A 13600-nucleotide genomic window follows, 5' to 3' on the forward strand; every position below is an offset into this window, starting at 1 on the left:
AAGCCGATCTCCTTCAGTCGTGCTTGCTGTGGTCGGGGGTGTCGCGGGGCGGCGTGAGCCGCCCCGGGCGACTACTCGGCGGCCTGGGCCTCCGGAGCGGCAGCCTCGGTGGTCTCGGCTGCGGGTGCCGGCGCGGTCTCCCCGGCGGGGGCCTCGGCGGCGGGCGCGGACTCCTCGCGGCGACGGCGCTGCTCGGCCTTGGCCTCGGCCTTCTTCCGCGTCGGGCCGAGGACCATGATCATGTTGCGGCCGTCCTGCTTGGGCGCGCTCTCGACGAAGCCGAGCTCGACCACGTCCTGGGCGAGGCGCTGCAGCAGGCGGAAACCCAGCTCGGGACGCGACTGCTCGCGGCCACGGAACATGATCGTCACCTTGACCTTGTCACCGGCCTTGAGGAACCGCTCGACGTGGCCCTTCTTGGTGCCGTAGTCGTGCGGGTCGATCTTGGGTCGGAGCTTGATCTCCTTGATGACCGTGTTGATCTGGTTCTTGCGGGCTTCCCGCTCCTTGATGGCTGCTTCGTACTTGAACTTGCCGAAGTCCATGAGCTTGGCCACCGGAGGCTTGGCCATGGGGGCCACCTCGACGAGGTCGAGGTCGGCCTCCGCAGCCAGACGCAGGGCATCCTCCACGCGGACGATGCCGACCTGCTCACCATTGGGGCCAACCAACCGCACTTCCGGAACACGGATGCGGTCGTTGATACGAGGCTCGCTGATGTTTGTCTCCTTGAGTCAGTGTCGCTGTGCCCGCAGGAGACGAAGAAGGCTCCTCGCCACCTGTGTGCGCGAGGAGCCTGGGCATCCGGACCAGGGACCGCTGGTATGACGGGTGGCTGGCCACACGTCGTACGCTGACCGCCGCGGGTGAGCCGCCCCTCCGATTGAGGCGGCCCGCTCGTGGCGGGCGGACCTGGGACCCGACGACGTGAGTCGATGCGGGTGGAAGCTGGTGCTTCTCTTGCACGCTGTGACCTGGTCGCTGCCCGGGGGCACCGTCGAGTCACAGCCGGTCGATCTGCAAGGCTACCAGCGTGGACCCGCAGAATCCCAATCCTGACCCCCTGACCACCCCCTCGGTCGACGACCACGTCCGGGACATCGCCGAGGTGCCGGCGGTGGAGATCATCACCACCGCGGCGGTGCACCTCATGAGCGCGGCCGCCGTGAAGTGCGGCCTCGCGGAGGGACCCGACGCCGAGGACCTCAAGGACCTCGACGAGGCCCGCCGCCTGATCAACGCCCTCGCCGGCCTGGTGACCGCCGCCGCCCCCGACATCGGCAGCCAGCACGCCGCTCCCCTGCGCGACGGGCTGAAGTCGCTGCAGCTGGCGTTCCGGGAGGCCTCGATCTTCCCCGACGCCCCGGGCCAGGGCCCCGGCGAGAAGCTCACCGGCTCGGTCGTCTGAGCCGGCTCGGTCGCTGACGTCAGGCCGCCGCGGCGACGTCGACGGCGGCCCGGCGCCGGCGGCGCAGCCGGACCGTGGCCCACCCGGACGTGGCCACCAGCACGCCGAGCAGCCCGACGAGGGCGAAGCCGCCGGCGTAGCCCTGCAGGTCGATCGCCGCGCCGGCCACCGGCGCCCCCAGGGCGGAGCCGGCGGTCATCGCCGACCCGTGCCAGCCCATCGCCTCACCCCGGGCGCGCTCGTCGACCACGCGGCTGACCGCGTCGACGGTGGCGGTGATCGTCGGTGCGCAGAACAGGCCGGCGACGAACGACAGCAGCGCCAGCGACACCGGCCCCGAGGCCAGCGCGAGCGGGACCGTGACGATGCCGAGGCCGGCGAGCAGGGCGAACACCGGCAGCGAGCGGTGCAGCGCGCCGTAGACGAGGCCGCCGAGCGCGGACCCCAGGCCCCAGACGGCGAGCACCGGGCCGAGCGAGCCGACCGCGCCGTAGCCGCGCATGGCCGCCACGAACGCCACGTCGCAGCCGGAGAGCACGAGGGTGGTGGCCGCGGCCGCCGCCAGGACGGCCAGGAACGCGCCACTGAACCACTCGCGCCGGGGCAGGTGGGCCGCGTCGGCGTCGTGGCCCTCGCTGCGCATGACGGGGTTGACCACCCACACCGCGATGGCACCGACCACCGTGAGCATCTCGGCGGCGAACAGCACCCACGTGGTCGACCACGTGGTCGCCGCCCAGACGCCCAGGACGGGGCCGAGCATGAAGGACAGCTCGACGCCGACCGAGTCGAGCGACAAGGCGGTCCGGCGCTCCGCGTCCGGGACGGCGGTGATGATCGCCTGGCGCAGGATCGAGAACGTCGGCGTGACGAACAGGCCGGCGGGGATCGCGAGCAGCAGCAGCGGCAGGTAGCCGACGAACGGCGCGACCGACCACACGAGGGCGGTGACGATGATCGAGGGCACCACCGTGCGGCGCAGGCCGATCCGGTCGAGCAGCCGTCCGCGCCAGGGTCCGCTGATCGCGATGCAGATCGTCGCCAGCGCGGAGACCACGCCCGCCTCGGCGTAGCCCCGGTGCAGGGTCTGGACGATGTGCAGGGTCAGCACGACGCCCCCGGCGAACATCGGGATGCGCAGGAACAGCCCGAGCAGCAGCGCGGTCCTCGCCGCAGGGACGGCGAGGACGCGACGGTAGGGGGCGAACGGCATACCGGCAGGCTCCCATGGCGCACCGACGGGCCTCCATCCATTTGACGCCAACGCCATCCGCTTTTCTTGACTCGTTCCAGACCGCGTGGTGGGGTGGGTGACCTGACCCCCGTGCCGGCCCCCAGTCCCCACCTGTGCCAGGCGTCCGTCAACGCGAGGAGAACCCATGAGCCAGCAGACCGGTCCCACCGGCTCCACGACGAGCACCGGAGCCCCCGCGGTCAGTGACCGCAACTCCCTCACCCTCGGGTCCAACGGCCCGATCCTGCTGCACGACACGCACTTCATCGAGCAGATGGCGCACTTCAACCGAGAGCGCGTGCCGGAGCGCAACGTCCACGCCAAGGGCAGCGGCGCGTTCGGCGTGTTCGAGACCACCGAGGACGTCTCGGCCTGGACCAAGGCCGCGCTGTTCCAGCCGGGCGCGAGGACCGACATGCTGGCGCGCTTCTCCACCGTGGCCGGCGAGCAGGGCTCCCCCGACACCTGGCGCGACCCGCGCGGCTTCGCGCTGAAGTTCTACACCTCCGAGGGCAACTACGACCTCGTCGGCAACAACACCCCGGTGTTCTTCATCCGCGACACGATGAAGTTCCCGCACTTCATCCGCAGCCAGAAGCGGCGTGGCGGCTCGGGCCTGCGCGACAACCACATGCAGTGGGACTTCTGGACGCTCAACCCCGAGTCGGCCCACCAGGTCACCTACCTCATGGGCGACCGCGGCATCCCCAAGACGTTCCGCCACATGAACGGCTACGGCTCGCACACCTACCTGTGGGTCAACGCCGCCGGCGAGAAGTTCTGGGTGAAGTACCACTTCCACTCCGACCAGGGCGTCGAGGGCCTGACCGGCGAGGAGGCCACCCGGATCGCCGGCGAGGACGCCGACCACCACCGTCGCGACCTCTACGACTCAATCGAGCGGGGCGAACTCCCGAGCTGGACGCTCTCGGTCCAGGTCATGCCCTACGAGGACGCCCGGACCTACCGGTTCAACCCGTTCGACCTGACCAAGGTCTGGCCGCACAGCGACTACCCGCTGGTCAAGGTCGGCACGATGACGCTGAACCGCAACCCGGAGAACTTCTTCGCCCAGATCGAGCAGGCCGCCTTCGAGCCCAGCGCGCTCGTGCCGGGCATCGGGTTCTCCCCCGACAAGATGCTGCTCGGGCGCACGTTCGCCTACAGCGACACCCACCGCTACCGCATCGGACCGAACTACCTGCAGCTGCCGGTCAACCGCCCCCGTGTGGAGACCAACAGCTACACCTTCGACGGGCCGATGGCCTACGACCACAGCGGTGACGCCCCGGTCTACGCGCCCAACACCGCCGGCCGCCCCTTCTCCGACCTGACCGGCCCGGTCGAGGACGGCTGGGACGCCGACGGTGCGATGGTCCGCACGGCCTACGAGCCGCACGCCGAGGACGACGACTTCGGCCAGGCCGGCACGCTCGTGCGCGAGGTCTGGGACGACGCCCAGCGTGCGGCGTTCGTCCGGACCGTCGCCGGCCACCTGCTCGGCGGCGTCACGGGCGCGGTCCTGGAGAAGGCGTTCGAGTACTGGAAGAACGTCGACGCCGACACCGGCAAGCAGATCGAGGAGCTGGTGCGCGCCGGCGGCAAGTCCCCCAACCCCGGCGGCGAGGCCGACGCGGCCAGGGCCCACGAGGCCGGCGCGGTCCGCGAGGACGACACGCACGCCGGCTGACCCCGGCCAGCCCCACGCGACGTATGCCGTGCCCCCGGTCCGGGGGCACGGCATACGCAGGTCCGGGGCGGCTCTGCGCGCTGGGTGAAGGGTCGACCACACCCGGGCGTGGTCGACCCTTCACCCGGGACGATCCGCGGAGGCGCTCCTGTCAGTAGTCCGCGGTGGTGGCCGGCTCTACGTCGTCGCAGCCGCTTCGCCCGCAGATGCAGGCGTAGGGGAAGGGTGGAAGGGTTGCGCCGAGCTGCCGCTCGTGGGCCGAGATCTGGCGGTGCACGACGTCGTTCTCGTGCCGTCGCCGGGCCGCCAGCTCGGGCCCGGGGCGCAGGCGTGGACGGCCCGCAAGGGCAGCGACGACCGCCGTGCGGACGGCGGCGTGGACGCCGTCCCACCTGACGTCGGTGGGCACGTCGACCACGGGCAGGCCCTCCCGTGCCGCTGCCGCGACCAGGCGCGCGCCGATGACCTGGTCGCGTTGGACCAACCGGTCGACCCGCCTCCGCCCCGCCTCATCCCCGTCGACGAGCCGCTGCTCCCGGGCGGCTCGCGTGCGTTCAGGGGTGGTGACCAGCCAGATCGCGGCGAGCGGCGCCCACTCCCCCACGGCATCCGGATGCAGCTGCGGCCCCTCGACCAGCGTCGGGACCTCGCCGACGCGGGCAGCGCGGACGTCGTCGACCACCACGGGCAGCCGGAGCGTCGAGACCCGCTCGAACTCGTCGGCTGCCGCGGCGGGTCCCTGGGCCAGCACCTCGTCGAGCGGTGGGCCCAGGTCGACGAGACGGTCGAGGTGGTCGTAGGTGTAAGCGTCGATCGGGTGCAGCGGAAGGTCCAGCTCGTGGGCAAGCTGACGTGCGACGGTCGACTTGCCAGAGCCGGGGTTCCCGCCGATCCAGAACATCGTTACACCCATCCTCACAACCCCCGTGCCAGTCGTCGAGCCGTGACCGTGGCGCTGAGCATCACGGTCGGTTGGCCCGAAAACCTATGCCCTGCGCGGCCCACCGGCATCCGAGCGCTTGCGCTGGAACGGGAACACCGCACGTCAGACCCGCGTGGTGAAGGTCCGGTCGGGGTGGGGAGGGGGATGCGACAGGCCGTCAAGGGAGCGAGCGGGATGCTCGGATACGGTCGGCAGCGTGACCATCTACCACCTGGCGGAGCAACAGCACTGGGAGGCCGCGCGGGCCTCGGGGTCCTACGAGCAGTCGACGCTGGGGCGCACGCTGGCCGAGGAGGGCTTCATCCACTGCAGCTCGGCGCAGCAGTGGCCGGTCGTCAGGCGGGCGTTCTACGGGGAGTACCCGAAACCGTTGCTGCTGCTGGAGATCGACGAGTCGCGGCTGACCTCACCGCTGGTGCGGGAGGTGGGCAACCCGGAGACAGGTGAGGAGTTCCCGCACGTCTACGGGCCGATCGACGTCGACGCCGTCGTCGGCGTCACCGAGGTGCCGGCGCCTCACGCCTGACGGATCGCGAAGGCCAGGGCGTCGATCCGGGCGCGGGCCTCGCCGTCGGTGGCGATCCGCTCCCCGATGCGCGTCGCGACCCGCTGCACCTGCTCCTGTTCCAGGCCCGCCCGCAGCGACAGGACCACGCGCAGCGTGCCCGTGCCCGGCTCGCCCGCCTCGGCGGACACGTCGAGGACGTCGGGCTCCCCGGCGGTCGCACGGTCAAGGGCCTGGGCAATGAACGGGTCCTCGTGCGCCGGCAGCCACTCGCGCTGCTGGGCCAGCGCCCAGAGCATGCTCGGGCGCAGCACGGTCGGGCTCCCCGAGCCGAGGTCGAGGACCATGACGTCGCACCGCTCCTGCACGGCGGCCTGCGCGGCCAGCGCGCTGGTGACCGGCGACGGGCGGGCCGACGCGTCCCACGCCGCGAGCGCTTCGACGCTGCTGAACACCGGCAGGGCGCGCTGGCCGTCGGGAGCGGTGAGGGTGACCACGGCCATGTCGGTGGACTTCTCCACGGCCAGGTCGCCGGAGTCGTCGACCTCGGTGGGCGCCGCCACGATCGGCACGATCAGCCGCGCGCCGGCCAGCGCGGCCATCAGCGCGCGCTCGTCCGCCCGCTGCCCGAGCGCCTCCAGCAGCGCCGGGTCCGCCGCTCCGGTGTCGTCGTCGAAGCCGGTACCGGACAGCTGCCGGCCGGTGAAGGGGATGCCGGCCGAGTCGTGGCTCATGACTGCTCCTGCGGGGTGGTGACGACGGCGTCGAGCTCGACCTCGACGAGCATGGCGGGGTCGAGGAGCCCGGCGACGACCACCATGGTGGCGGCGGGGCGGACCGCGCCGAGCCGGGACCCGTGGGCCCGGCCCACGGCCTCGCAGTGGGCACGGTCGGTGACGTACATGCGCGTGCGGACCACGTCGGCGTCCGTGCCGCCGAGCCGGGTCAGCGCCGCGAGGGCGGCGTCGAGCGCGACCAGCGCCTGCGCACCGGCGTCACCGGGGTGGGTGACCGCTCCGTCGACGACCGCGGTGCAGCCGGAGACGTGCACCTGGTCGCCGACCCGGACCGCCCGGGCGTAGCCGAAGGCGTCCTCCCACGGCCCGCCGGAGGCGTCGACGCGGCGCACGCTCACGGCCGGCCGGCGACGTCGAGCGCGTCGGGCAGGGTGAACGCCCCGCGGTAGAGGGCGGAGCCGACGATCGCCCCCTCGACCCCGAGCGGCACGAGCCCGCGGATCGCCTCGATGTCGGCCAGCGTCGACACGCCGCCGGAGGCCACGACCGGGCGGTCGGTGCGGGCGCACACGTCCCGCAGCAGGTCCAGGTTGGGGCCCTTGAGCATGCCGTCCTTGTTGACGTCGGTGACGACGAAGCGCGAGCAGCCCTCGGCGTCGAGACGGGCCAGGGTCTCCCACAGGTCCCCGCCCTCCTGGGTCCAGCCCCGGGCGGCCAGGGTCGTGCCGCGCACGTCGAGGCCGACCGCGACCCGGTCACCGTGCTCGGCGATGGCGCGGGCGGTCCACTCCGGGTCCTCCAGCGCCGCGGTGCCGAGGTTGACCCGGCGGCAGCCGGTCGCCAGCGCCCGCTCCAGCGTCTCGGCGTCGCGGATGCCGCCCGACATCTCCACCTTCAGGTCGAGCCGCCCCACGATGCTCGCGAGCAGCTCGGCGTTGGAGCCACGACCGAACGCCGCGTCGAGGTCGACCAGGTGCAGCCACTCGGCGCCCTGCTCCTGCCAGGCGAGCGCGGCCTCCCACGGGTCGCCGAACTCGCCGCCGGTGCCGGCAACTCCCTGGACCAGCTGGACGGCCCGGCCGCCTGCCACGTCGACGGCGGGCAGCAGCTCGAGGCGGGGTGCAGTGGTCACGGATCTCCTTGTGTCGTGGGCGTTCTGGGGGACGGTCAGAGGGACTGGACCCAGTTGCGCAGCAGCTGGGCACCGGCGTCGCCGGACTTCTCCGGGTGGAACTGGGTCGCCGACAGCGGGCCGTTCTCGACGGCAGCCACGAACGGCTTGCCGTGCTCGCTCCAGGTGACCTTGGGCGCCATCGCGGCGAAGGCCCCCTGCGGCTCGAGCTGCCAGTGCGCGGCGGCGTAGGAGTGCACGAAGTAGAACCGTTCCTGCTCCACGCCGGCGAAGAGCCGGGTGCCCTCTGCCGCGCTGACCGTCGACCAGCCCATGTGTGGCACGACGTCGGCCTCGAGGCGCTCGACCATGCCGGGCCACTCCCCCAGCCCGGCCTCGTCGCCGTCGACGCTGGGCTCGGTGGAGCCGTCGAAGAGCACCTGCATGCCGACGCAGACCCCGAGCACCGGTCGCCCGCCAGACAGGCGCGTCTCGATCAGGCGAGGGCCGTCGACGGCCCGCAGCCCGCGCATACAGGCGTGGAAGTTACCCACGCCGGGCACGAGAAGGCCGTCGGCGGCCAGCACCGCGGACCGGTCGGCCGTGAGCTCGACGTCGGCGCCGACGCGCTCCAGGGCGCGCACCGCCGAACGGACGTTGCCACTGCCGTAGTCGAGCACCACCACGCGGGCAGCCATCTAGTGTCCTTCCATCTCGGCCCGCAGCCGGGCCTCATCCGTGACGATCGAGTCGAACGTCGCCAGGTGCGCCTCGTCCGGCTCCACCAGTCGGGAACCCTCGGCACCGGCGGCCGACAGCGGGTCGGCCAGCACACCCTGGCCGGGCAGGTCCAGCACCTCCATCAGCGACGCGAGCAGGCCACCGGCCTCACCACCGGCGTCGTGCAGGAGTCCGGCCACGTCGCGCACCGCACGTCGGTCACGCAGTCCGGCTGCGGCCACGAGCTCGTCCGGCCGCGCGGTCGGCAACCGCGACGAGCGCACCACACCGTGACCCGGCTCCCAGACGACCCAGCGCTGTATCGCGCGCCACCCGCCCGGTTGCAGCGACACCACGGCCCGGTCCTCCACCCGGAACAGGCCGACCGCCGCCCGCAGGCGGCTGGGGACCGGACGGGCGGCCAGCACGGTCAGGGCGTCGTCGTAGGGCGCGCGGGCCCGGGACGGCCCGGCCGGGACCACCGCGGTCCACCCCGGGAGGGGCAGCACGTGCACGGGCAGCAGACCACGCCGGGACCACGCGGCCACGGCGTCGGAGCGGCCCCGGACGAGCAGCACGCCCCGCCCGTGCCGCCCGGACCGCCACGGCACGTCCACGGGGTTTACAGGCTGCCCTTCGCGCTGGGGATGCCGCTGACCCGCGGGTCGCGCGCCACAGCAGCCCGCAGCGCCCGGGCCACGGCCTTGAACTGCGCCTCGACCAGGTGGTGCGGGTCGCGGCCGTACAGCACGCGCACGTGCAGGGCGATCCCGGCGTGGTGCGCCAGGCTCTCGAAAACGTGACGGGTCAGGGCACCGACGTAGCTGCCGCCGATGAGGACGTAGGCCTGGCCCTCGGGCTCGCCGGTGTGCACGACGTAGGGGCGCCCGGCCACGTCGACGACGGCCTGCACGAGGGTCTCGTCGAGCGGCACGGTCGCGTCGCCGAAGCGGGAGATGCCGCGCTTGTCGCCCAGCGCCTCCCGCAGCGCCTCGCCGAGGACGATCGCGACGTCCTCGACGGTGTGGTGCGCGTCGACGTCGACGTCGCCGGTGGCCTGCACCCGCAGGTCGATCAGGCTGTGCTTGGCCAGGCTGGCGAGCATGTGGTCGTAGAAGCGGACCCCGGTGCTGACCTGCGACTCGCCGGTGCCGTCGAGGTTGACCTCGACCTCGACCGTGCTCTCGTGGGTCTGCCGCCGGATGTGGGCGGTGCGGGCGGGGGCGGTGGTGCGGGCGTCGATGGCCTGGTCGGTCATGCGGGCTGCTCCTGCCGGTGGGTGGGTGCCAGGGCGCGCATCGCCGCGAGGAAGGCGTCGGTCTCCTCGGGGGTGCCCGCCGTGACGCGGAGGTGGTGGGGCAGGCCGACGTCGCGGATGAGGATCCCCTCATCCAGCAGGGCCTGCCAGGTCGCGTGCTCGTCGTCGAGGCCGCCGAAGAGCACGAAGTTGGCGTCGCTGGGGACGGGGCGCAGCCCCATCGCAGCCAGCTCGGTGACGATCCGGTCGCGCTGGCCCTTGATCGTCTCGACCGTGTCGAGCAGCGCCCCGGCGTGCTCGAGCGCGGCGCACGCGACGGCCTGCGTCGGCGCGGACAGGTGGTAGGGCATGCGGACCAGGCGCAGCGCGTCGACCAGCTCGGGGTCGGCCGCGAGGTAGCCCAGCCGGCCGCCGGCCAAGGCGAACGCCTTGCTCATGGTGCGGGTCACGACCAGCCGTGGCCGGCCCTGCAGCAGGGTCAGCGCGCTCGGGGTGCCGGGCCGGGCGAACTCGGCGTAGGCCTCGTCGACCACGACCACCGCGCCGGGGGCCGCCTCGTGCACGGCCTCGACCACGTCGAGGCCCAGCGCCGTGCCGGTCGGGTTGTTCGGCGAGCACAGGAAGACCAGGTGCGGCTGGTGCTCCTTGACCTGGCTGACCGCCGACTCGGCATCGAGGTCGAACTCCCCGGCGCCGGGCACGCCGCGCAGGCCGTCCACCCAGCGGGTGCCGGTGGTGCGGGTGATGATCGGGTGCATCGAGTAGGCCGGGGTGAACCCCAGCGCGGTGCGTTCCGGGCCGCCGAAGGCCTGCAGCAGGTGCAGCAACACCTCGTTGGACCCGTTGCCGGCCCACAGCTGCGCCGGGTCGAGCGCCACGCCGCCGGTGCGCGTCAGGTAGGACGCGAGGTCCTCGCGCAGCCGGGTGAACTCCCGGTCGGGGTAGCGGTTCAGCGTGGGCGCGACCTCGGCCACCGCGGCGACGATCGCCGCGACGACGTCGTCGGGCACGGCATACGAGTTCTCGTTGGTGTTGAGCCGGACCGGCACCTCGAGCTGGGGCGCGCCGTAGGCGGTGCGGCCGCGCAGGTCGGGGCGCAGCAGCTGCTCGATCGACGTCACCGGCCGTCACCGAACCGCGCCGTGACCGCCTCGCCGTGGGCGGGCAGGTCCTCGGCGCCGGCCAGCGTCACCACGTGGTCGGCGACGTCGCGCAGGGCGTCACGGGTGTAGTCGACCAGGTGGATGCCGCGCAGGAACGACTGCACCGACAGGCCGCTGGAGTGGCAGGCGCAGCCGCCGGTGGGCAGGACGTGGTTGGAGCCGGCGGCGTAGTCGCCCAGGCTCACCGGCGCCCACGGGCCGACGAAGATCGCCCCGGCGTTGCGGATGCGCATCGCGACCGCACGGGCGTCACGGGTCTGGATCTCGAGGTGCTCGGCGGCGTAGGCGTCGACCACGGTGACCCCGGCGTCGAGGTCGTCGACCAGGACGATGCCGGACTGGCGCCCCGACAGCGCGGTGCGGACCCGCTCGGTGTGCTTGGTGGCGGCGACCCGGCGCTCGAGGGCGTCCTCGACGCGCGCGACGAGCTCCTCGCTGTCGGTGACGAGGACCGACGCGGCCAGGGTGTCGTGCTCGGCCTGGCTGACCAGGTCGGCGGCGACGTGGTCGGCGTCCGCGGTCTCGTCGGCGAGCACGGCGATCTCGGTCGGGCCGGCCTCGGCGTCGATGCCGATCAGGCCCTTGAGCGCGCGCTTGGCCGCGGCGACGTAGATGTTGCCCGGCCCGGTGACCAGGCTGACCGGCTCGCAGAGCACCTCGCCCGTGTTCGTCCCCTCCGGGCCGCTCTCGCGCGCGCCGTAGGCGAACATCGCAACCGCCTGGGCACCGCCGACGGCGTAGACCTCGTCGACGCCGAGCAGGGCGCAGGCGGCCAGGATCGTCGGGTGCGGGTAGCCGGCGAACACGCCGGTGTTGTCCCGCTGCGGCGGGCTGGTCACGGCGATCGAGCCGACCTGGGCGATCTGCGCCGGGACGACGTTCATCACCACGGAGCTGGGGTAGACCGCGACGCCACCGGGGACGTAGAGGCCGACCCGGTCCACCGGGATCCACCGCTCGGTGACGGTGCCACCGGGCACGACCTCGGTGGTGTGGTCGGTGCGGCGCTGGTCCTCGTGGACGATGCGGGCGCGGCGCACCGACTCCTCCAGCGCGGCCCGCACGGCCGGGTCGAGCTGCTCCAGCGCCGCGGCCAGCACCTCGGCCGGCACGCGCAGCTGCGCGGGGCGCACCCCGTCGAAGCGTTCCCCGAGGTCGCGCAGGGCGTCGGCACCACGATGACGGACGTCCTCGCAGATCGGCCGCACCGCGTCCAGTGCCGCCTCCACGTCGAACTCCGCACGGGGCAACGTCTCACGCAGCGAGCGCACGTCGAGGGCGCGGCCACGCAGGTCAATCCGGGAAATCACCCGCCCAGTCTAGGTTGTCCCGCGCGTCGGCCCGCGGCCCGTCCCACGGTCCGGCGGATAATGCGGCGCGTGATCCACGCGCCTGCGGGTATGCCGACCGGCCACCTGACCTCGCAGGCCCTGGTCAGTGTCGAGGGCACGGGCGGCCTGCTGCGCCTGGCCGCGGTCGTGGTGGTGTGCACCGGGCTCGCGGCGCTCATCAACGTGCGCGGCGGCCTCGGGCACGCGCGCGACGACCTGGTCGCCGCCGGACGCGCGACGCTGCAGCTGGCCCTGGTTGGCCTGGTCATCGCCGCGGTGCTGCGCTCGTGGGCGCTGACCTCGGCGTTCCTGCTCGTGATGTTCGGCGTGGCGAGCCTGACCGCCGGGCGGCGCCTCGCCGCCTCCGGCCGGTGGTGGGTCGCCGGGCTGCCCGTCCTGGCGGGTGCCGCGCCGGTGGTGGCCGGGCTGCTCGCCAGCGGGCTGGTGCCGCTGCGCCCGATCGCCGTCGTCCCGATCGCCGGGATCCTCATCGGCAACGCCATGACCGCCACGACGCTGGCCGGCCGCCGCGCCCTGGACGCGCTGCAGAACCGGGCCGGGGAGTACGACGCGGCCCTGTCCATCGGGCTGCTCGACCGCGACGCCGCCCTGCTGGTGGCGCGGGACGACGCCGCGCTGGCCCTGGTCCCGGGCCTCGACCAGACCCGCACCGTGGGGCTGGTCACGCTCCCGGGGGCCTTCGTCGGCATGCTGCTCGGAGGCGCCTCCCCGCTGCAGGCGGCTGCCGTGCAGCTCGTCGTCCTGGTGGCCCTGCTGCTGGTCCAGTCGGTTGCGGTGCTCGTCACCGTCGAGCTCGTCGCGCGGGGACTGATCGCCCGCTCTCCCGCCCGGGCCTGATCGGCCGCTCCCCGCCCGGGCCCTACCGTGGGCGGGCGGGTGCACCGGGCCAGACCGTGGCCGGCTGGACCCGGCCCGGCGCCCACGGGCCGGACGCCGTCTTGACGGAACCCGGGATCGGGCCCGTCCTGCGCGCCCGTGCGGCTGTGTAGGCTCGCCACGAAACCACACGCCGGAATGCAGGAGGGCACGCGGTGACCTACGCCGAGAGCACCGGCCCCCGTTTCACGCGGGTGGCCCACGGATACGACCCGGGCCAGGTGGACGCGCACATCGCCGCGCTGGCCAGCGCCGAACCGGGACTCACCTCGGCCGCCGCGACCGCGCTGCTCGGCCGCGCCCAGGAGGTGGCCGACTCCGTCGTGGCCGCCGCCAACGCCGAGCGCGACCAGATCGTGCGCCGGGCCCGCCAGGAGGCGGCCGACATCATCGACGGCGCCCAGGCCCGCGCCGGCGACATGATCCAGGCCGCCGAGGCCCGGGTGGCCCAGCTCGACGCCCACGCCCTGCAGCTGCAGAACCGCCGGTCGGAGACCGCGGCCCGCGTCCGGGACCTGGCCGACCAGCTGCACCGCGCGGCCGACGACGCGTTCGCCTCGCTGCCCGACCGCTGAGCCGCCTGCGCTGCTGACCCTGGATCGG

At 73.5% G+C, this 13600-nt stretch carries 16 protein-coding genes; 5 read left to right on the forward strand and 11 right to left on the reverse strand.

The features are described from left to right. Positions 1–71 precede the first annotated feature (71 nt). Positions 72–719: a translation initiation factor IF-3 gene (infC, locus tag FB474_RS11010; RefSeq protein WP_141788679.1), complete on the reverse strand. Its 648-nt coding sequence runs from the start codon at positions 717–719 to the stop codon at positions 72–74. A gap of 314 nt (positions 720–1033) precedes the next feature. Between infC and FB474_RS11015 the strand changes: the two genes are divergently transcribed. Next, positions 1034–1408, forward strand: a complete 375-nt coding sequence (locus tag FB474_RS11015) for a DUF1844 domain-containing protein (protein WP_141788680.1) — start codon at positions 1034–1036, stop codon at positions 1406–1408. A gap of 19 nt (positions 1409–1427) precedes the next feature. Here the strand turns inward: FB474_RS11015 and FB474_RS11020 are convergent, their stop codons facing one another. Continuing rightward, a complete protein-coding gene (locus FB474_RS11020) occupies positions 1428–2621 on the reverse strand; it encodes an MFS transporter (RefSeq protein WP_141788681.1) in 1194 nt (397 codons plus the stop codon). Between the two features lie 166 nt (positions 2622–2787). On the opposite strand from FB474_RS11020, the gene FB474_RS11025 reads away from it, so the two are divergent. After that, on the forward strand, positions 2788–4332 hold the full coding sequence (locus FB474_RS11025) for a catalase (protein WP_141788682.1): 1545 nt from the start codon (positions 2788–2790) through the stop codon (positions 4330–4332). Positions 4333–4483: 151 nt separating this feature from the next. Here FB474_RS11025 and FB474_RS11030 read toward each other — a convergent pair whose 3' ends face one another. After that, positions 4484–5233, reverse strand: coding sequence for an ATP-binding protein (locus FB474_RS11030; protein WP_221632514.1), 750 nt, complete (start codon positions 5231–5233; stop codon positions 4484–4486). A 238-nt stretch (positions 5234–5471) separates the two neighbouring features. Here FB474_RS11030 and FB474_RS11035 point away from each other — a divergent pair, with 238 nt between their 5' ends. Beyond that, entirely contained in the window at positions 5472–5801 is a 330-nt protein-coding gene (locus FB474_RS11035; RefSeq protein WP_141788684.1) for a DUF952 domain-containing protein, read from the forward strand. On the opposite strand, the gene FB474_RS11040 is transcribed toward FB474_RS11035, so the two are convergent. The 8 genes from FB474_RS11040 to hisD are packed head-to-tail and all read right to left on the reverse strand — an operon-like array spanning position 5792 to position 12079. Further along, positions 5792–6514, reverse strand: coding sequence for an SseB family protein (locus tag FB474_RS11040; RefSeq protein ID WP_141788685.1), 723 nt, complete (start codon positions 6512–6514; stop codon positions 5792–5794). The genes FB474_RS11035 and FB474_RS11040 overlap by 10 nt on opposite strands. Continuing rightward, positions 6511–6915, reverse strand: a complete 405-nt coding sequence (locus FB474_RS11045; RefSeq protein WP_141788686.1) for a RidA family protein — start codon at positions 6913–6915, stop codon at positions 6511–6513. The genes FB474_RS11040 and FB474_RS11045 overlap by 4 nt, the downstream gene beginning before the upstream one ends. After that, positions 6912–7649, reverse strand: coding sequence for a bifunctional 1-(5-phosphoribosyl)-5-((5-phosphoribosylamino)methylideneamino)imidazole-4-carboxamide isomerase/phosphoribosylanthranilate isomerase PriA (gene priA / locus FB474_RS11050; protein ID WP_141788687.1), 738 nt, complete (start codon positions 7647–7649; stop codon positions 6912–6914). The genes FB474_RS11045 and priA overlap by 4 nt, the downstream gene beginning before the upstream one ends. A gap of 35 nt (positions 7650–7684) precedes the next feature. Next, positions 7685–8326: an imidazole glycerol phosphate synthase subunit HisH gene (gene hisH, locus FB474_RS11055; RefSeq protein WP_141788688.1), complete on the reverse strand. Its 642-nt coding sequence runs from the start codon at positions 8324–8326 to the stop codon at positions 7685–7687. Beyond that, a complete protein-coding gene (locus tag FB474_RS11060) occupies positions 8327–8965 on the reverse strand; it encodes a hypothetical protein (protein WP_141788689.1) in 639 nt (212 codons plus the stop codon). A gap of 5 nt (positions 8966–8970) precedes the next feature. After that, on the reverse strand, positions 8971–9606 hold the full coding sequence (gene hisB, locus FB474_RS11065) for an imidazoleglycerol-phosphate dehydratase HisB (RefSeq protein ID WP_141788690.1): 636 nt from the start codon (positions 9604–9606) through the stop codon (positions 8971–8973). Beyond that, positions 9603–10727 (reverse strand): histidinol-phosphate transaminase, encoded by a 1125-nt coding sequence (locus tag FB474_RS11070; protein ID WP_141788691.1) that lies wholly within the window; start codon positions 10725–10727, stop codon positions 9603–9605. Before FB474_RS11070 ends, hisB begins: the two co-directional genes overlap by 4 nt. After that, positions 10724–12079, reverse strand: a complete 1356-nt coding sequence (hisD, locus tag FB474_RS11075) for a histidinol dehydrogenase (protein WP_141788692.1) — start codon at positions 12077–12079, stop codon at positions 10724–10726. The genes FB474_RS11070 and hisD overlap by 4 nt, the downstream gene beginning before the upstream one ends. 69 nt (positions 12080–12148) lie before the next feature. Here hisD and FB474_RS11080 point away from each other — a divergent pair, with 69 nt between their 5' ends. Next, positions 12149–12958, forward strand: a complete 810-nt coding sequence (locus FB474_RS11080) for an ABC transporter permease (protein ID WP_246092140.1) — start codon at positions 12149–12151, stop codon at positions 12956–12958. Positions 12959–13152: 194 nt separating this feature from the next. Continuing rightward, positions 13153–13572 (forward strand): DivIVA domain-containing protein, encoded by a 420-nt coding sequence (locus FB474_RS11085; RefSeq protein ID WP_141788693.1) that lies wholly within the window; start codon positions 13153–13155, stop codon positions 13570–13572. Positions 13573–13600 lie beyond the last annotated feature (28 nt).

Source organism: Oryzihumus leptocrescens, assembly GCF_006716205.1.
Taxonomy (GTDB): Bacteria; Actinomycetota; Actinomycetes; order Actinomycetales; family Dermatophilaceae; genus Oryzihumus; species Oryzihumus leptocrescens.